This is a genomic window from Agarivorans sp. QJM3NY_29 (assembly GCF_050870835.2).
GTDB lineage: Bacteria > Pseudomonadota > Gammaproteobacteria > Enterobacterales > Celerinatantimonadaceae > Agarivorans.
This window is the reverse complement of sequence record NZ_CP194036.2, coordinates 4,562,503-4,581,366: the sequence shown is the minus strand read 5'-3', so window position 1 is coordinate 4,581,366 and position 18,864 is coordinate 4,562,503. Positions and strand designations below refer to the sequence as shown.

At 45.5% G+C, this 18,864-nt stretch carries 19 protein-coding genes; 17 read left to right on the top strand and 2 right to left on the bottom strand.

The window, feature by feature from the left end; all coding sequences use genetic code 11:
• Positions 1-17: 17 nt before the first annotated feature.
• Genes gspD through ACRRS0_RS20815 form a run of 11 tightly spaced genes read left to right on the top strand, consistent with a single transcriptional unit; the run spans position 18 to position 10,410 of the window.
• Positions 18-2,123 (top strand): type II secretion system secretin GspD, encoded by a 2,106-nt coding sequence (gene gspD / locus ACRRS0_RS20865; RefSeq protein ID WP_432455683.1) that lies wholly within the window; start codon positions 18-20, stop codon positions 2,121-2,123.
• On the top strand, positions 2,123-3,661 hold the full coding sequence (gene gspE / locus ACRRS0_RS20860) for a type II secretion system ATPase GspE (RefSeq protein WP_432455684.1): 1,539 nt from the start codon (positions 2,123-2,125) through the stop codon (positions 3,659-3,661). Before gspD ends, gspE begins: the two co-directional genes overlap by 1 nt.
• An 8-nt stretch (positions 3,662-3,669) precedes the next feature.
• Positions 3,670-4,887 carry a type II secretion system inner membrane protein GspF gene (gene gspF, locus ACRRS0_RS20855; RefSeq protein ID WP_432455685.1) on the top strand — a complete coding sequence of 406 codons (1,218 nt, stop codon included), beginning with the start codon at positions 3,670-3,672 and terminating at the stop codon, positions 4,885-4,887.
• A 28-nt stretch (positions 4,888-4,915) separates the two neighbouring features.
• Positions 4,916-5,356 (top strand): type II secretion system major pseudopilin GspG, encoded by a 441-nt coding sequence (gene gspG, locus ACRRS0_RS20850; RefSeq protein WP_432455686.1) that lies wholly within the window; start codon positions 4,916-4,918, stop codon positions 5,354-5,356.
• Between the two features lie 2 nt (positions 5,357-5,358).
• On the top strand, positions 5,359-5,949 hold the full coding sequence (gene gspH / locus ACRRS0_RS20845; RefSeq protein WP_432455687.1) for a type II secretion system minor pseudopilin GspH: 591 nt from the start codon (positions 5,359-5,361) through the stop codon (positions 5,947-5,949).
• Positions 5,946-6,308, top strand: a complete 363-nt coding sequence (gene gspI / locus ACRRS0_RS20840; protein WP_432455688.1) for a type II secretion system minor pseudopilin GspI — start codon at positions 5,946-5,948, stop codon at positions 6,306-6,308. Before gspH ends, gspI begins: the two co-directional genes overlap by 4 nt.
• On the top strand, positions 6,308-7,006 hold the full coding sequence (gspJ, locus tag ACRRS0_RS20835; protein ID WP_432455689.1) for a type II secretion system minor pseudopilin GspJ: 699 nt from the start codon (positions 6,308-6,310) through the stop codon (positions 7,004-7,006). The genes gspI and gspJ overlap by 1 nt, the downstream gene beginning before the upstream one ends.
• On the top strand, positions 7,006-7,989 hold the full coding sequence (gene gspK / locus ACRRS0_RS20830; protein WP_432455690.1) for a type II secretion system minor pseudopilin GspK: 984 nt from the start codon (positions 7,006-7,008) through the stop codon (positions 7,987-7,989). Before gspJ ends, gspK begins: the two co-directional genes overlap by 1 nt.
• Positions 7,986-9,188 (top strand): type II secretion system protein GspL, encoded by a 1,203-nt coding sequence (gene gspL, locus ACRRS0_RS20825; RefSeq protein WP_432455691.1) that lies wholly within the window; start codon positions 7,986-7,988, stop codon positions 9,186-9,188. Before gspK ends, gspL begins: the two co-directional genes overlap by 4 nt.
• Entirely contained in the window at positions 9,185-9,658 is a 474-nt protein-coding gene (gene gspM, locus ACRRS0_RS20820; RefSeq protein ID WP_432455692.1) for a type II secretion system protein GspM, read from the top strand. Before gspL ends, gspM begins: the two co-directional genes overlap by 4 nt.
• Positions 9,655-10,410 carry a type II secretion system protein N gene (locus tag ACRRS0_RS20815; RefSeq protein ID WP_432455693.1) on the top strand — a complete coding sequence of 252 codons (756 nt, stop codon included), beginning with the start codon at positions 9,655-9,657 and terminating at the stop codon, positions 10,408-10,410. The genes gspM and ACRRS0_RS20815 overlap by 4 nt, the downstream gene beginning before the upstream one ends.
• On the opposite strand, the gene yrfG is transcribed toward ACRRS0_RS20815, so the two are convergent.
• On the bottom strand, positions 10,399-11,082 hold the full coding sequence (gene yrfG, locus ACRRS0_RS20810) for a GMP/IMP nucleotidase (protein WP_432455694.1): 684 nt from the start codon (positions 11,080-11,082) through the stop codon (positions 10,399-10,401). The two genes, ACRRS0_RS20815 and yrfG, sit on opposite strands and share 12 nt — an antisense overlap.
• Before the next feature lie 75 nt (positions 11,083-11,157).
• Here yrfG and nudE point away from each other — a divergent pair, with 75 nt between their 5' ends.
• The 3 genes from nudE (at position 11,158) to ACRRS0_RS20795 (ending at position 13,087) form a co-directional block, all read left to right on the top strand.
• The gene (gene nudE, locus ACRRS0_RS20805) at positions 11,158-11,721 is read left to right on the top strand and encodes an ADP compounds hydrolase NudE (RefSeq protein ID WP_432455695.1); all 564 of its coding nucleotides are present in this window, start codon (positions 11,158-11,160) and stop codon (positions 11,719-11,721) included.
• 3 nt (positions 11,722-11,724) lie between these two features.
• Positions 11,725-12,540 (top strand): 3'(2'),5'-bisphosphate nucleotidase CysQ, encoded by an 816-nt coding sequence (gene cysQ, locus ACRRS0_RS20800; RefSeq protein ID WP_432455696.1) that lies wholly within the window; start codon positions 11,725-11,727, stop codon positions 12,538-12,540.
• Positions 12,541-12,676: 136 nt separating this feature from the next.
• Complete coding sequence (locus tag ACRRS0_RS20795) at positions 12,677-13,087, top strand: c-type cytochrome (RefSeq protein WP_432455697.1); 411 nt, start codon at positions 12,677-12,679, stop codon at positions 13,085-13,087.
• Positions 13,088-13,151: 64 nt separating this feature from the next.
• On the opposite strand, the gene ylqF is transcribed toward ACRRS0_RS20795, so the two are convergent.
• Positions 13,152-14,084 (bottom strand): ribosome biogenesis GTPase YlqF, encoded by a 933-nt coding sequence (gene ylqF / locus ACRRS0_RS20790; protein WP_432455698.1) that lies wholly within the window; start codon positions 14,082-14,084, stop codon positions 13,152-13,154.
• Positions 14,085-14,469: 385 nt separating this feature from the next.
• Between ylqF and ACRRS0_RS20785 the strand changes: the two genes are divergently transcribed.
• From ACRRS0_RS20785 to trpS, 3 genes are all read left to right on the top strand, one after another.
• Positions 14,470-15,195 carry a hypothetical protein gene (locus ACRRS0_RS20785; protein WP_432455699.1) on the top strand — a complete coding sequence of 242 codons (726 nt, stop codon included), beginning with the start codon at positions 14,470-14,472 and terminating at the stop codon, positions 15,193-15,195.
• Between the two features lie 280 nt (positions 15,196-15,475).
• Entirely contained in the window at positions 15,476-16,612 is a 1,137-nt protein-coding gene (locus ACRRS0_RS20780; protein ID WP_432455700.1) for a M14 family metallopeptidase, read from the top strand.
• 1,015 nt (positions 16,613-17,627) lie between these two features.
• Positions 17,628-18,650 (top strand): tryptophan--tRNA ligase, encoded by a 1,023-nt coding sequence (gene trpS / locus ACRRS0_RS20775; protein WP_432454821.1) that lies wholly within the window; start codon positions 17,628-17,630, stop codon positions 18,648-18,650.
• Positions 18,651-18,864 lie beyond the last annotated feature (214 nt).

Sequence of the window (18,864 nt, the reverse complement as noted above, 5' to 3'; positions counted from 1 at the left end):
ACCGGAGATATTTTTAGATGAAGTTGCAAGCGTTACGCTATATTCACCACATATTGATTGGCCTGATTGGATTAGGGCTATGCACAGTGGTGAGTGCCACCGAGTTCTCGGCTAATTTTAAAGACGCCGATATTAATGAGTTAATTACCACGGTGGGGCGTAATCTCAATAAAACCATCATTGTCGATCCTGCTGTGCGCGGTAAGGTGAATGTTCGGAGTTACGATTTACTGAATGAGAAGCAGTATTATCAGTTTTTCCTCAATGTCTTAGAAGTTTATGGCTTTGCCGCTATTGATATGCCTAATGGCGTGGTGAAGGTTGTTCGCTCTAAAGATGCTAAGGCAGGGGCGATCCCTGTGGTGGACCGGGATGGTCAAGCCACGGGTGATGAAATGGTGACTCGGGTGGTTGCTGTTAAAAATGTTTCGGTTCGAGAACTTGCCCCTTTGCTGCGCCAGCTGAATGATAACGCTGGTGGCGGTAACGTTGTGCACTATGACCCTTCCAACGTGATTATGCTAACCGGTCGCGCCGCGGTGGTGAATCGTTTAGTTGAAATTATTCGTCGGGTGGATAAAGCGGGTGATCAGGAAGTGGATATTATTCGCCTGAAATTTGCATCTGCCGGTGAGTTGGTACGCATTATTGAATCCTTAACCACCAATAAAAGTGGTAAGGGAGCAGCGGCTAGTTTATTGATACCCAAAGTGGTTGCCGATGAGCGAACCAATAGCATTGTTGTATCTGGAGAGCCAGGCGCGCGTGCGCGGGTGGTCAGCTTAGTGAGTAAGTTAGATAGTGAACTCGAAACCTATGGCAATACTCGCGTATTTTATTTGAAGTATGCCAAAGCCACCGACTTAGTGGATGTGCTGAAAGGGGTTAGTGAGACGGTGGCCGCCGAAGCTGCGGGGGGCGGTAAAAAGGCCTCTGCCAATAATGCTCGCGGTAATTTTTCGATTGAAGCTCACGAGGATACCAATGCCTTAGTGATCACCGCCCAACCCGATACTATGCGCACCCTAGAAGGGGTGATTAACCAGCTTGATATTCGTCGCGCGCAAGTCAATGTAGAGGCGATCATTGTAGAAGTGGCGGAAGGAGATGGCGTGAGTCTTGGGGTTCAATGGGCCACTGCTGCCGGAGGGACCCAGTTTAATAATGTAGGTATGTCTGTCTCTGAGCTTGGCGCGGGTATTTACGATGCTCAACCGACCAAAGGGAGTACGGTGTGTAATGATGGCACTTGTACTGTAAACCCAGATACCGATGGTGATGTTTCTACTTTGGCTAGCGCCTTATCTAAGGTCACCGGGGCTGCCTTTGGTTTCTATGGCACCGATTGGGGAGTATTACTACAAGCGGCTGCGACCGATTCTCGTTCTAATTTACTCGCGACACCATCGATCACCACCCTTGATAATCAGGAAGCCTACTTTACCGTGGGTGAAGAAGTTCCGGTGCTTACCGGTTCTGCCTCAAGTAGCGGAAATGATAATCCCTTCACTACGGTGGATCGTAAAGAGGTCGGGGTGAAATTGAAAGTCACGCCACAAATCAATGAGGGCAATGCAGTACAGCTAACCATTGAGCAAGAAGTCTCTAAGGTGCAAGGGCAAACCTCGGTGGACATCGTGTTTGCCAAACGTCAACTTTCGACCACGGTATTGGTAGACAGTGGCGATACCATTATCTTAGGGGGTCTATTAGACGACCAAATCGAAGAAAGTGAGTCGAAGGTGCCTTTGCTGGGGGATATTCCAATATTGGGACATTTATTCCGCTCTACCAATTCCAAGAAGACCAAACGTAATCTGATGATTTTTATTCGTCCGACCATCATTCGTGATGCGGCAACCATGCAAAATATTAGCTCTCGCAAATATAGCCAAATTCGAGCGCAACAATTGCTACGTGAAGAGTTGGGTGTAGCCTTAATGCCCGAAACAAAAGTACCCGTTTTACCTGAATTTAATTCGGTGGATGACGTTTCTCCAGAAGTTCAAGAATATATTGATTATTTAAAAGAAAAACAATTACGCGAGCAAAAGAAAGCGGGTGAAGCGAGCGGCGCAGCAACTTCAGATAGCGAAGAGTCTACGAAGGTGAGTGCTGAGTAATGGATGTAAAAGCTGAACTTAATTATGTCGAAGATGAAAAAGCCTTGGTCTCCGATACTCCGCACTTGCAGGGGATTGAGGGTTGGCAGTTACCTTATATGTTTGCCAAAAACTTCGGCGTGATGTTAGAAAAAACCGTAAGTGGTTGGCGGGTATTTCATCATTCTAAAATTGAGTTAGCTGCTTTGCAGGAAATTCGTCGGGTCTTAAAGCAAGAATTTGTCTGTGAAGTCCTATCGGACGAGCAGTTTGAGCAGCATCTGACCGAAGCTTATCAGCGTGATTCTTCACAAGCTCGCCAGTTAATGGAAGATATCGGCAACGATATGGACTTTTACACCTTGGCCGAAGAATTACCCGAAAATGAAGACTTACTCGAAACCGAAGACGATGCGCCGATTATTAAACTAATTAACGCGATGTTAGGTGAGGCAATTAAGGAAGGGGCCAGTGATATTCATATTGAAACCTTCGAAACCATCTTAGTGATCCGCTTTCGTATCGATGGCGTGTTGCGTGAAATTTTGCGACCACATCGTAAGTTGGCCGCTTTATTGGTTTCACGGATCAAGGTCATGGCGCGTTTAGACATTGCCGAAAAGCGGGTGCCCCAAGATGGTCGAATCTCCTTGAGAATTGCTGGCCGAGCAGTGGATGTTAGGGTTTCAACCATGCCATCAAGCCATGGTGAACGGGTGGTATTACGACTGCTGGATAAAAATAATGCACGCCTGAATTTAGCCAATTTAGGCTTAATGGCACCGCATCGAGAGATTATTAGTGAATTATTGTTAAAACCTCACGGGATCATTCTCGTGACGGGGCCAACTGGTTCGGGGAAAAGTACCACGCTGTATGCCGGTTTAAGTGAAATTAACAGTAAAGACCGTAATATCCTAACCGTAGAAGATCCCATTGAATATAATATTGAGGGCATTGGCCAAACTCAGGTGAATACTAAGGTAGATATGACCTTTGCTCGGGGGCTGCGGGCGATTTTACGCCAAGATCCCGATGTGGTGATGATTGGTGAGATCCGTGATTTAGAGACCGCGCAAATAGCAGTGCAGGCCAGCTTAACCGGCCACTTAGTGTTGTCTACTTTGCACACCAATACCGCGATTGGTTCGGTAACCCGTTTACGCGACATGGGGGTGGAGCCTTTCTTATTATCTTCTAGTTTATTAGCCGTGTTAGCCCAGCGCTTGGTTCGAACGCTTTGTGTCGAATGCCGTGAAGCGCATGTGGTGAGTGAGCGAGAGCACCAGTTATTAGGCGTAGCAAAAGATGCTACCGTATATCGTCCAGTGGGTTGTGAGCATTGTAATCATACTGGCTACCGCGGTCGAACTGGGATCCATGAGTTGTTGCCGATCACTGACGAGGTACGCGATATGATCCATGCGGGTAGCAGTGAGCAGGAAATTGAAACTGCGGTTAGAGAGAGTTGCCCAAGTATTCGCCAAGATGGGGTTGCCAAAGTGCTGCAGGGGATTACTAGCTTAGAAGAAGTATTGCGGGTCACCCGCGAAGGATAGTTAGGGTTATGCCGGCATTTGAATATCAAGCCTTTAATCAGAAAGGTAAAAAAGCTAACGGAGTACATGAAGCCGATACCGCGCGTCAAGTGCGCGCTTATTTGCGTGAGCAAGGACTTACCCCCCTAAAGATCGAACAAGTCGCCGAAAAATCTACGGCTAAAGCTGCTGGATTTCGCTTCAAACGGAAAATTAGCACCAGCGATTTGGCCTTGTTGACGAGACAGTTAGCCACCTTAGTTGCGGCGGCAATGCCGATTGAGGAATCCTTGAAAGCGGTGGCGCAACAGGCTGACAAACCCAAATTAAAGAGTGTTATTTTAGGGGTTCGCTCTAAAGTTGTAGAGGGCTACAGCCTCGCCGACAGTATGGGCGATTTCCCAGAGGTCTTTGAAAAACTGTATTGCGCCATGGTGGCGGCGGGAGAAAAGTCGGGTCACCTGGATAAGGTTCTAGAAAGGTTGGCCGATTATACCGAGCAACGCCAAGCGATGCGCATGAAAACCATGCAGGCTTTAATCTACCCGGCGGTATTAACGCTGGTGTGTATATCGGTGATTGCCATCTTACTGGTTTCGGTGGTGCCTAAAGTCGTCGCGCAGTTCGAGCATATGGGACAAACGCTGCCAGCGGCAACCCGTTTCTTAATTTATATCAGCGACTTGGTGAGAGATTACGGTTTAGTTTTTGTGATTGTTATTGTTTTGGCAATGGTCCTTTGGCAGCGGATGTTGCAGAAGGATAAAATTAGAATGAACTGGCACCATCGCTTACTGTCGATACCAGTGCTTGGTAAAGTCACTAAAGGTCTAAATACGGCGCGTTTTGCTCGAACCCTGAGTATTCTTAACGCCAGCGCGGTTCCCTTACTTGAGGGGATGGGCATTGCAGGCGAAGTATTGACTAACGATTTTGCGCGTGCGCAGGTACTTGATGCTGCTGCCAAAGTACGTGAAGGAGAGAGCCTACATCAGTCGTTAGAGGCAACGAAGCTGTTCCCGCCGATGATGTTACACATGATCGCCAGCGGTGAACGCTCCGGTGAGTTAGAAGGAATGCTGGAGCGTGCCGCTGACAACCAAGACCGTCAGTTTGAAACTCAAGTAAACATAGCTTTAGGGATATTTGAGCCCGCCTTGATCGTTAGCATGGCGGGTATCGTGCTATTTATTGTGATGGCTATCTTAATGCCAATTTTGGAACTTAATAATATGGTAGGGCTTTAGAACCTACCCGTTTTTCGGAGTAAATAGAATGCAAAAATCGATGTGCTTACCGCGAACTAGCCGAGGCTTTACTTTGCTAGAAGTCATGGTAGTGATTGTTATTTTAGGGATCTTAGCCGGCTTGATTGTCCCTAATTTATTAGGGAATAAAGAAAAGGCCGATATCCAAAAGGCGAAAACGGATATCGTGGCTCTGGAAAATGCTCTCGATATGTATCGTCTCGATAACTCCCGCTACCCGACAACGGAACAGGGCTTAGAAGCTTTGGTAAGCAAACCGACATCATCTCCGGAACCTCGTAATTACCCAGAAGATGGTTACTTACGCCGTTTACAGAAAGACCCTTGGGGCAATGAATACATTATTGTGAGTCCCGGTGAGCATGGTCGTATTGATATCTTTAGTGCTGGCTTAGATGGTGAAGAAGGGACCGAAGACGATATCGGTAACTGGGATCTCGATAAGTAATTTTGGCTGCTTCTGCTTGCAATCCTCAAACCCGCCAGCAAGGTTTTACCTTGCTGGAAGTGATCTTGGTATTGCTGCTGATGTCGATTGGTATTTATACGGTGGTGATGTCGGTGTCGGGTTCCAGTGAGCAGAAAATACTCGAACAAAAAGCCAAGCATTTGGCTGCTTTAGTGCAATATGCTCAAGAACAGGCCCTGTTAACGGGTTACGATTATGGGATCTACGCTGATGTTGAGCATTACCAGTTCGTGAGAATGGAAAAGCAACGCTGGGTGGCACTGGACGATAAGATCTTTAAAAAAGAGAAATTTGAAGAACCCTACGCCTTAGCACTGAGTTTAGAAGACGAGCAGCAGTTAAATCAGGGTTATGGTAGCGGAAAATTGGGTTTTACCGATAATCCTTTGTTTGAAGAAAACTTCATCACCGAAGACGTTGAGCAAAAAATCGTGCCACAAATATTATTATTGAGTAGTGGTGAAGTCACGCCTTTTAGTTTGCAATTTATATTTGGCGAAAGTCCATCTACTTGGCAGGTAAAGAGTGATGATTTGGGCCAATTAAGTATTGATCGGCAGTCAAGCCAATGAAAGCGCAACGAGGGATGACGCTGCTCGAAGTGATGGTTGCGTTGGCCGTATTGGCCATCGCTGGCACAGCGGTCATGAAAAGTGCTTCAGAGAATCTGCTTAGTCTGAATTATATTCAAGATAAGACCTTCGCCCTATGGGTGGCCGACAATCAAATGGCCGAACTGAAACTCAGCGGGACTTGGCCGGGCACCTCGAGCCGAAAGGGCAACACCGAGTTTGCTGGTCAGCAATGGTATTGGCGCTCGCAAGGGGTTGCAACCAGTGATAGTGATTTTATCGCGGTAACTCTGTCGGTTTATCGCAGCGCCGAAGAAAAATCAGCGCTGGCTGAAGTCACTAGTTATTTGAGCCGCTAATGAAGCAACGCGGATTTACGCTATTAGAGATGTTGGTGGCTATCGCTATTTTTGCCATGTTATCGATAGCGGCCTATCAAGTCTTGCAAGGGGTTTTGCATAGTGATCAGATTTCGCAACGCCATGGTGAACGATTAAGGCTATTACAGCGAGCTATGTTCTTGATGCAGCGTGATTTTAGCCAAATCGCGCCGCGCTCTGTTCGGGATGAAACGGAAGAACAGCGAGCGCTGCTTGTGGTTGGTAAGTATCTGCTGGATAGCGATGATATGGGGATTGAAATGGTCAGCTTAGGCTGGCGGAACCCCTCTTCGGTGCTCAATCGCTCTCATTTGCAGCGAGTTGCATATTTGATAAAAGATCAAAAGTTAATTAAGCGTTTTTATCAATATCCCGATGTTGTTGTGGGCTACGAGCCGCGAGAAATGGTATTGCTGGACGATGTCGAGGGTTTGAGTTTTCGTTTCTATGGTTCTAAGGGGTGGAGCGAGCAGCCGCCAGAAGGGAGTCAGTTGCCCAGTGGTGTGGAAGTGACACTGCGATTGAAAGACTATGGTGAATTACGCAGGGTTTATATCACCGCAGCAGGTAGTCGAGCCGCTATGGCGAGCAAAGCACAAGAAAATACCAATACCAACGATGGCAAGACTGGCGATAACGGTTCATCTAACGATCAATCCAGTAAGGGTGCCGAATAATGCAAGGGTTCTCTGCTCAGCGCCAGCGCGGGGTCGCATTATTAACCGTCATGCTTATTTTGGCGGTTATGGTGGTGGTGGCTGCACAGTTTAGTCAGCGCTTGCAGCTCGACCTAGCGCGAGCCAGCAACTTACAACAATCTATACGTGCTCATTGGCTATTATCGGGGGCGGAAGCGTTTGCCATTAAAGTCTTAAAACAAGATCTAAAAGATGATGATAGGGTGCATCTGGGGCAATACTGGGCCACTGAGGGAATGGTGTTCCCTGTCGAAGATTCGGTGATTAAGGGCAGTATTCATGATTTACAGGCCTGCTTTAATTTAAATGCTCTAGGGCAACCGAATAAAACGGATGGACAGCCGCCCAAGGTGGCTGCGCAATTTACCGGTTTATTAGTGGCCTTGGGCGTGGACGCTTATCTCGCTGAGCAGATCACGGATGCCACTCGGGATTGGATTGATGCGGATACAATTCCTTTGGCGCAGGGCGCCGAAGACGGTGTATATGAAGGTTTAATTCCGCCTTATTTACCGGCGAATATGCCGATGGTTGAGCGCAGCGAATTTCGAGCGGTATATGGCGTAAATGCTGCGATTTATCGCAAAGTCTCACCTTATATTTGCGCTTTGCCGCAGTCGACTTTGGCGATTAATGTGAACACAATTGCACTCGATCAACCGCAATTGCTCGAAGCGCTGTTTTACCCGGATTTAGATAACAGTAGCGCGCAACAGGTCTTGAATGACCGACCAGATGAAGGCTATCGTAGTTTAGATGAAATGATGGCACATAATGCTTTATCAGGCATTTCTCTGAGTGCGTCAGGGGTTAAGTCGTCGCTAACATTAAATTCAAATTATTTTATGGCACAACTGCAAATAGAAAATGAACAAGGACAAGCACAGATGACCAGCGTTATTCAGCGCAGTGGCAAGGCCGATCTTAAGTCGATCCGCAGAACTTACGGAGGCGCACAGTGAACGAGCAACTGTTAATCCGCTTACCCAGTAGCGACCAAGATGTCATCAACTGGATGGTTTGGTCTGATAACGAACAAGAAGTGATTGCCGCTGGAGAGCTTAGCGGAAGTGCGGCGTTGAGTTCATTACAAGAAAAAGCCGAACATCGGCGAGTCACGGTGTTGGTGCCAGCCTGTGATGTGACACAACATCATTTGATTTTGCCGAAGTCGGCGCAGCGTTCTTGGCAACAAGTTGTCCCATTTATGTTGGAAGAGCAACTCGCTCAAGATCCCGACGATTTACATATTTGTATTTTGGCTAAAGCTAAAGATGGGGTTGACGTTGCTTGTGTGAGTCAGCAGCAAATGTCGGATTGGCTGGAGATGCTGGAAGATGCGAATATCTCTAGTCAGGCGTGGCATGTGGATAGCTTTTGTTTACCTCAGCCAGAGACGGAGCAAGCCAGTGCGTTGCAGATCAATCAGCAGTGGTTATTTCGCTTTACCGATGGGCGTGGCATGTGTATTGACCAAGCCTGGTTAAGTGTTGCTTTACCATTGTTAGTCAAAGATGACCAGCAATTGCTGATTAAGCACTATAGTCCGGCACCCGATATCGAAGTTGCGGGCATTGAGTGGCAGGCCGCTTCACCAGAATTACCGATGAAGTTGTTGGCCGACGGTGCAAAAAAGGCAAGTTTCAATTTATTACAAGGCCGCTACGCTACCGAAAATCCAGTGACTAAGTTATGGGCACAGTGGAAGAAAGCTGCGATAGCCGCTGGGCTTTGTTTTGCGCTAGCGCTCACTTATCAGCTGCTTGATACCTACAATACCGAACAACAATTAACCACTGTCGATGCCAATCTTCGTCAGGTTTATAAGAAGGTATTTCCTCAGGTCTCACGGATCCGAGATAGTCGGATCCGCAGTGACTTTCGCAAAGCTATAGCTGCACTTGATCAAGCGCCTCAGCAAGACTTTTTAATGATGATGACTCAGCTGTCATCAGCCTTCGGTAATACTGATAATTTTAAGCCATTGAGTTTGCGTTATGAGCAAAAGAAGGGCGAAATCCGTTTACAAGCCCAGGCACCATCGTTCCAAAGTTTTGAACAGTTTCGCCAAGCTTTAAAGCCCTATGCGAGCGAGCAAGGTACGTTAAGTAACAAGGCGGGTGGGGTTGTTGGAACGCTGATCATAAGGAAGGCTTTATGAAACAATGGTGGCAAAGTTTAAATAAGCGTGAGCAAAACTTAGTGATGCTGGCTAGCATCTTGTGTTTTGTCGCCGTTTTATATTGGGGTGTTTGGTCGCCGGTGGCGCAAGCAAACCAAGCTGCGAAACAGCGTTTAGCGACACAACAGCAAACCCTATTGTGGGCGCAACAGCAAGGTGCGGTGATTTTAGCGAATGGCCATACGCAAGCCAATGCTGGCACAATTAAAGTGAATCAAGCGGTCAGTAGTAGCGCCCGTCAACAGCGTATTAGCATTAGTCGAATTCAACCTAAGGGCGATAGTGAAGTTGAAGTATGGATTGAAAATGTCCCTTTTAATCAATTGTTGGGGTGGTTGAATATGCTTAGTCAACGTTACGGTGTCGTTGTTGAAAGTATCGATTTAGATGAAGGGAAGCAAGCCGGTACGGTTGGTGTGCGCCGCTTACGCTTAGGTAAGGCAGAATGAAGAAGTATCTTGGATTAGCGCTGTTATTGATTTCTGTTTATTTGGTTAGTTTGGTGGTCACCATGCCCTTGTCGGTGGTCCTCAATTACCTTCCAATTCCCAAACAAGTGATCTTGAATCAGCCTCGCGGTTCGGTGTGGGATGGTCAGTTGGCGAGTATTAACTTACCTCAGCTGAGTTTAAAACAAGTGCATTGGCAGGTGAAACCGAGTGCCTTATTGAGCGGCCGACTCATGGCTGAGTTGAGTTTGGGGAACGATCATGAGCTCGCAGGACAGGGTTTAGTTGGGCTTGGTCTGTCGGGATGGTTTGTCAAAGATTGGCAGCTTAACGCGCCAGCAAGCTGGCTGATGCAACAGTTACCGTTGGGGCTTCCAGTTTCGGTTGACGGCGAACTTCAACTGCAATTGACAGAAGCAAGCCAAGGTAGTCCATGGTGTGAACAATTACAGGGACAGCTGCGTTGGTTGGCACCATTGATCAATTCGCCCTTAGGTGAATTACAGCTAGCAAATGCGAAGGCTGAGCTTGCTTGTAAGCAAGGACAGCCGACAATTCAGTTGAATCATCGTGACTCGCAAGTCGAACTTGAGTGGTTCGCTTCACTGACTTCCTCGAGTTGGGCTGCCGAAGGCAAAATTAAAGCCGGAGCGGAAATGCCCAGTGGTTTAAGTAACAATCTTAAATATATTGGAAGAGTCGATCCACAGGGATATTATCGGTTCAAAGAGCAGGGGCGTTTACCTCGTTAACATCGGGCCTGAGTTTACCAATTGTTGGGTGAGCGGCTGGTAATCGTCAACGGATGGGAAGTGTTTAAAAGACTTGCTCGCTTGCTGTGAATCGGGGTTGCGGATCCCTAATAGAAATTTAATGCCAAAGCGGCTGGCTTGCTCAAGCAGTTTCTCATTATCATCAATAAACAGGGTGCGTTCCGGCTCGAAGGGGTGATGCTCAAGCAGTGCTTGCCATAGTTCAGGTTTTTCTTTGGGATAACCAAATTGATGCACGCTAAACTGTTGGTCCAAGTATTGATCTAAACCGGTCACCCTAACCTTGGTGGCGAGACCATCGGGATGGCAATTGGTGAGTAAAATACGTTGTTTGCCTGCTTGTGCTAAAGCGTTTAAAAAGGGTTTTACGTTATTGCGCCATGCTATTTTATGCTCTACTTCGGTTTTAAGCTGGCGTATATCGATGTTGGTTTTGTTGCTCCAGTAATCGAAACAATACCAATCTAAGGTGCCTGCAACGGTTTCGTAATCAGCCATTAGTTGTTCACGGGCCTGTTCTGTACTGAGCTTATTTTGCTGAGCAATTGCGTTCGGTAGATAATGCATCCAAAAATAATTATCGTAATGGAGGTCTAGCAAAGTGCCGTCCATATCCAGCAAAACGGTATCTATTTGGCTCCAGTTAAACATTCTTGTTCGCAAATCCTTGAGTGCTTCTAACAGCAATGTAACAATGATACTACGTCAATGATAGCAGGAACCGCGATGAGTAAGCATCATCCGCCCCGATTAGTAGACAGTGCCATCACTGCTGAAAGTCGTTATTTCAAAATTGAAGAATTACACCTTGAGTTTAGTAATGGCGAACACCGGACCTATGAGCGCTTGGTTGGCTCGGGGCGCGGCGCGGTCATGGTACTGCCTATCACTGAGCAAGGTGAGCTGTTATTGGTGAGTGAATACGCCGCCGGAACAGAGCGTTATGAGCTAGGCTTTGTAAAAGGCTTGATCGATCCAGGAGAGACCGCACTGGTTGCCGCCAATCGAGAGTTACAAGAAGAAATTGGCCTGATAGCGAGTGAATTTCAGCTGCTTACCGAACTCTCGGTGGCGCCGAGTTATTTCTCCAGTCATATGTCGGTTTATGTGGCACAGGGGCTTCGTCCGAGTATTTTACCTGGCGATGAACCAGAACCGTTGCACATGATTAAAGTTTCTTTGCAAGACTTAGACAGTGTATATAGCCGTGAAGACTTTTCTGAAGCGCGTAGTGTTGCATCATTGTTGTTATTAGAAAAATGGTTGAAGAAAAATAAGGTGGATTGCTAGAGGATGTTTGAGCCTGTCAGTGTGTTATCAGAAGTGATTGAAATTGCACGTGGTGCTGGTGAGTTAATCCGTAGCATTTATGAGAAAGGTGATTATGTCAGCGAGGTGAAACAAGATAAAACACCCGTGACCTCAGCTGATTACGCAGCCCATCATTTTATTATGAATAAGCTTTCCAGCTTAACTCCAGAAATCCCCATTTTGTCTGAAGAACAGGCGAATATTCCTCTAGAAGAGCGTCAAACTTGGCAAACTTATTGGCTAGTCGACCCTTTAGATGGTACTCAGGAGTTTGTTTCTGGGAGTGGTGACTTTGCTACCGAAATTGCCTTGATCCACGATAACCAACCGGTATTGGGGGTGGTTTATGGACCTATCGTGCAAATATTGTATGCAGCAGTCAAGGGGCATGGTGCGTTTAAAGAGCAGGCGGGTAAACGAACCAAAATTCGTAGTCGTCATTACGATAGTCCGCCCGAGCAAATCCGGGTTGCCACCAGTCGAGTGCAGCGCCCTGCTTTATTGCAAGCGATTTTAAATTGTAACTATCATTACAAACTTTATCCTTTAGGTAGCGCTAGCTTAAAAAGTTGCTTGGTCGCCGAGGGCGTTGCTGATTGTTATATTCGAGTCGGCCCAACTGGCGAATGGGATACTGGCGCGCCGCAGATCATCTTAGAAGAAGCGGGTGGCGGATTGTTGGATTTACATTTACGCGACCTAAGCTATAACCAGCGCGAATCCTTAGAGAATCCTAATTTTATTTCTTTGGGTGACCGACAACTGCCGTGGCGAGATATTCTGAAAAACCCCAGCTAAGTAACATCTAAGATACATAGTTCTTATATTCGTTTTTACAATGGTTTAACCTCAGGGGAATAGCGGGTATAATTTTGCCAATAATGACAAGGATGCCTAATACTGCAGACAGTAGGCACAATGAGGAGAGATAAAGGTGAAGCTTTTGAATTGGAAAACATTGCTGGTATCACTGTGCTTAAGCATATTACCCAGTGCGTTTGCGGCTGATATGTCTGATGAAGCGATAATCGAGCGGATTAAACCTGTCGGCTCCGTTTATTTAGATGGCGAACTTGCCGTGACTAAAGCCCCTGCTGCCGCAAGCGGTCCTCGAGATGGGGCAACTGTTTTTAATACTTATTGTACGGCTTGTCATAGCACTGGTGTTGCCGGAGCACCTAAAAAAGGTGATGCAGCCGCTTGGGAGCCTCGTATTGCTCAAGGTAACGAGACCTTATTTAACCACGCTTGGAACGGGTTTAATGGTGTGATGCCAGCCAAGGGCACTTGTGGTGATTGTAGTGAAGATGAAATTAAAGACGCGATTGCCTATTTAACCCAATAAGGCCAGCCTGTTAAGCAATAAAAAACCACCGTGAACGGTGGGTGGTTTTTTATTGCCAGAATAATTAGCGTCGTTTACGGCGTTTTTTCTTTTGTAGTTCGGCAATCATTTTCTTTTTTTCTTCTTTTTCGGCGACTAGCTTGGCCGTTTCAACTTTTTCAACTGCCACCATCGCTGGCGTTTCCAAGCTAATTCGACCGATAGTTGCATCGCGTAGTTCGTTAAGAATGATGGTGGCAACCTTCACGTAGTCGACCTGACCACCACGAACCAAACAGCCTCGGCGGCGACCAATCTCTTCCATCAAGACAATTTCTGACTCAGGTAAATCTTCAAGTTTATAACGGGCTTTTAACTGTTCGGGATAGGCTTCTAATAGATATTCGCAAGCAAAGGCTGCGACATCATCATAATCCATGGCTGTATCTTTGACCGCTCCGGTTGTTGCCAAGCGGTAGCCGCTGGCGACATTGTCGAACTTTGGCCAAAGGATCCCTGGCGTATCTGAGAGGATGATGTTGCCCTCTAGACGGATCCTTTGTTGAGCCTTGGTTACCGCAGGTTCGTTGCCGGTTTTAGCGATGGTTCGTCCCGCTAAGGCGTTAATTAAAGTCGATTTACCGACATTAGGGATCCCACAAATCATAGTATGGATTGGCTTATCAACGCCCCCTTTATTGGGTAACATACTACGACATAAGCTTAGTAATTCTTGCGTCTGATTCCCCTGAATAGTACACAAGGGAATCGCTTTCACCCCTTGCTCTTGTTCAAAGTATTGCTGCCATTGGCGGGTGATCTCGGGATCGGCTAAATCACTCTTGTTTAACACTTTGATACAGGGTTTATCACCACGTAGGGTGGCAACCAACGGGTTCTCACTGCTATAGGGGATCCGAGCATCCAATACTTCGATGATCAAATCGATATTTGGCATCACTTCTTTGATTTGTTTCTGGGCTTTGTGCATATGCCCTGGATACCATTGAATTGCCATCCTATCCCCTTACCATTTCATCAATTTGGCGCTCATTGTACTCACTCAAGCTATAAAGTGTAGTGCTTTGTGCCGATAGCTGTACCAACATGTGGCGAAAGGATAAAAGAAAATCAAGAGCAAATGTAAGCAGTTGTCACGGATGTAGGTTTATTACTGATAATTCTTATTTTAACTGCTATGTTAAAGGGGCGCTTTCTGGTATCAATTACTTTGAGGCTGAATGCTCTGGTGGTTGCCCTAGCGGGAGTGTTTAGCTTGTTAATTTTAAGTGTTAAAATTAATCAGGATCCGTATCTCGCCGTTATTTTTGAGATATAAATTAAGGCTAACAATATTTGTTAGTATTCATAAGCCACTTTTAGGCAATCTTAGGGAAGAGATCATGTCTACCAATGAGCTAAAACAGCAGGCTGAGATTATTCACGCTGCTGATAGTGTCGATTTTCATTCTCCAAAGCAACACAGTCACCGTTCAGAGGTGAGTCTGCAAGTTCGATATGAGCACCATAAGGCGCGCCATCAACATTATAAGAAAGCCTATCGACATGTTAGAAAGTATCGTTGGATTAGTGCCGCGCTGGTGGTCATTAGTTTTGCGTCGGTATTTTATTTAGTCGCTCTATTACCGACTTACCATGATTTGAGACACGATTATGAAGGCTTGTTAAGTGATTTTAATGTGGTTGAACAGAAAAACTTGAAATTGAACCAAGCTTTACAATTAGAACGAAAGTATAACTTCGAACTAAATAAAGAGAATCACCCCGAATTACGTGTATTTGCCTTTGATAGTTTGATCGCCATCGATCAACAACATGTTCGTTCGGCTTTTTTTGTTGAGTCGGAAAACCAAGGGAAACAGATTGGCGTGAGTTACCAGTTGTTGGTTGAAGGGCCGATTGAGCAAGCCTTGGTGATGATATTTATTGACCAAGGCGGTGAAGAAGTGTTTCGACAGGGGATCGACTTTAATCAGCGAGTGGTATCTCAGGGACAGTTGGTCACGCTTGATGGCAGCATGTCTTATGCGAAACAATTGGATATTCGCTACTTTAGGATCGAAGTTCAGGAGATGGACGCTACCAAAAATAAAGACCTCAGCCGCTAATCTGTGGCCTTTGTTCAGAAGGCTACTAACTCATATGGTTTCGTCAAAAGGACTGGTATTAAATATATTTGGCATCATTGCTGATCTATTCTTGGTGATGAAAATCAAAAGACCCTAGACGAGCCTTTTAGTTATTCTCGTCAGGTGATGCCATAGTGCTGTTCCTGATATAAAAAATGACGGTTCCTTGTAAAAATAATCTCAAAAGATAAACAGCCTCTAGGCATTGCCAGTTATACTGGGCAACTCCTAGGACCCTATTCAGCATGAAGGTGTAGAGATGTACATTACTGATAATTTTGATAGTGGTAACATTCGAGTTATCGCTTTACAAGATCCGCAAGATATCCAACTTGAAATCAAACATGACAACCAATCTGAGTTTTTTCAGTGGTTTCATTTTCGTTTTGAAGCTGAGCAAGCGCAGTCTTATCAATTCCATATTATCAACGCCAGTCAGTCGGCTTATCCACAGGGTTGGCAAGGTTATCAGGTCGTCGCATCTTATGATCGCCAACAATGGTTTCGCATCGATACCGATTATGATGGTGAGCAATTAAAATTTTCTTTGGCGCTTGAGCAATCGAGTGTCTATTTCGCTTATTTTGCACCTTATAGCTACGAGCGCCATCTGGATCTATTGCAAACCATACAACAAGATCCTCGGGTGAGACTTAGTACCCTAGGGCAAACCTTGGATGGTCGGGATATGAGTTTATTGCAAATTGGTGATGCCGAGCAGGCCAAGCACAAAGTTTGGGTGATGGCGAGGCAGCACCCAGGTGAGACCATGGCAGAATGGTTTGTTGAGGGGATGCTCGCCACGTTATTGGACGAAGATAATCCCTTGGCTAAAAAGCTATTGGAAGAAACCGTATTCTATGTCTTGCCGAATATGAATCCAGATGGTTCAGTGCGAGGTCATTTGCGTACTAATGCCGCTGGTATAAATTTGAACCGTGAATGGCAAAATCCAAGCATGGAACATAGCCCAGAGGTGTTTTTAGCAAGACAAAAGATGTTGGAATTGGGGGGCGATCTGTTTCTTGATATTCATGGAGATGAATCTGTGCCTTACAATTTTGTGGCAGGGTGTGAAGGGGTCCCTTCATATGATGCGCGGCATCAGTTGCTAGAAGAAACCTTTAAGCAAGCGTATATGGCGATTTCACCAGACTTCCAAGATCAACATGGTTATGCCAAGAACAAGCCGGGAGAGGCTAACTTAAAGATTGGCGCCGCATGGTTGGGCGAACAGTTTAAGACATTGTCTTATACCATCGAAATGCCATTTAAAGATAACGCTGATTTGCCTGATGAGGATTACGGCTGGTCACCGGAGCGGGCAATGCAATTGGGCGCAGATGTGTTGTTTCCAATTAAGCAGAGCTTAGCGCGTTTGTCGTGTCTTATTTAGCTATTTAGCGCTTAATTTTGAGCATACAAAAAGGAGGTTATGATGGATGACCTCCTCCTCCTGATTCGTTGTAGCTACAAGAGAAGTCGCTAGACTTGCTTTTTCTTTTTTAGTCTATCGGTTAGATTTTTTTATTTGATGTGTTCGGTTATTGGAATCATCCTCCTAGTCGATGATCGCCATTGTTTAAGGGGGCATTTCGCCACTTTTAGTATGTTGTGATTCACACGTTACAGGTAGCCGTTGGCCGCTTTTCATCCGCTTCCGAGCGAAGTCTCGTCGGTAAAGTGAGCGCAATCATGAATCAATCAAGAGCCGACGACATGGAAGTCGTGCAGAGGAGCTGTCTCAGTGATTTAGCGAAACTTGATGTTTTATCTTTGAGCTAAGATATCAGAGTCACTCACTAAGGTTCTATAAAGGTGCGCGACTTGACGATACAAGCCAGATTAGCCTTGATTCGTTGAAGGGTCTTCGAATCAAAGGCTAATCGGTGTTTTAGTCCCTTGAATTTACATAGTACATGTTTACTCTGTAGTTTAAATTCTGGAAAAGTTCTGTAAAGCTAGAGTAGACGAGGCTTCTAAGGCTTTTCCAGAAATATAGCAAAAATCACAAAAATTTTGTTGAGATGCAAGATTCAGGAAAGAATTTTCCAGAGGACAACGTTTTTTTTGCGCAGGAAGGGTAGACGAAATTTATTGAAATCTTTCTTCTTGCTCGAAGTGGCCCTGAAATGCTTTACAATCTTAAATGTCGACATACTAACAAGAGTAAAGCTAACTAGTTGCCTACAGCATATGCTAGGGGAGCACTCAAACGCTTGTCTCCTAACTCGATTATTGCTAGATTCTCGTTATGAATAATATTTCAATGCCTACATTATCCATTCTTTGGTGGCGCTCTCATTAGAGCGGCACAGAATTCTTACATTCTTATGCTGCTGGTAGGTAGCTAAGATTGTCATCTCTTTTGTATCTCCAGTGGCCAATTTATTTGACGAGGAGATATACCAATGAATACACAACCGAAAACTGATAAATCAGAGGTTATTTTAACCGGTGATAGAGCGACGGGCCCATTACACCTAGGCCATTACGTTGGTTCTTTAAAGCAGCGTGTCGCTTTACAAGCTCACCATGAACAAACCATTCTTGTTGCTGATATGCAAGGCCTGACAGACAATGCCCTTCACCCTCAAAAAGTGTCATCGAATATTCTAAATGTGGTGGCGGATTACCTCGCTGTAGGGATAGACCCATCAGCAACAACCATATGTCTGCAGTCACAATTACCAGCGCTTGCCGAGCTCACTATGTATTACAGCAACCTAGTTACTATTAGTCGACTAGAGCGTAATCCCACAGTTAAAAGTGAAATTCAAAACAAAGGATTTGAGCGCTCCATCCCTGCAGGATTTTTAACTTACCCCATCTCTCAAGCCGCGGATATCACTGGGTTTAACGCAACATTAGTCCCCGTTGGTGACGACCAATTACCAATGCTTGAACAAACTAATGAAATCGTGCGGAAGATAAACGCGTTAGCCGGGCGCAATGTTCTCAATGAATGTCAACCATTGTTAAGTAAAGCGCCACGCTTACCTAGCACCGATGGAAAAAATAAGATGTCTAAATCTATGGGGAACACTATTAATCTAGGAGCTAGTGAAAAGGAAATCACTGCAGCGGTTAAGTCTATGTATACCGACCCTCACCATGTAAGGGTTGAAGACCCCGGCAAGATAGAGGGGAATGTGGTGTTTACTTATTTAGATGCTTTTCATCCAGATGAAAGCTATGTCCAACAATTAAAGCAACACTATCAACGAGGGGGACTGGGTGACGGCGTGACGAAACGAATATTAGAAGAATGCTTACAAGAAATGCTCCGGCCCATTCGAGAGAGAAGAGCTATGTATTTAAATGACAAGGCACAACTAATCGACATTTTGAAGGCTGGAAGTCAGCTTTCTCGAGAAAAGACAGATAAAGTGCTCTTTGATATCAAAGACATATTTGGCCTAAATCTATTTTAGTCACAGGCGTAATGAGTAACGATGTAAAGGTTGGTTTTCTCTACTTTGTAGCCGGCGACGTTTTTCGTGATTTAGAGTTATATACAGCAGCAAAAGCCAGCTTGTGATTTGCATAAACTTTTACTGTAAGACACTGAAAATTTAAAGAAATGACAATTACGCAAGGTGCGTTTCGCAACTTGCGAAATGCATTCGATATCATACTGGCGAGGTG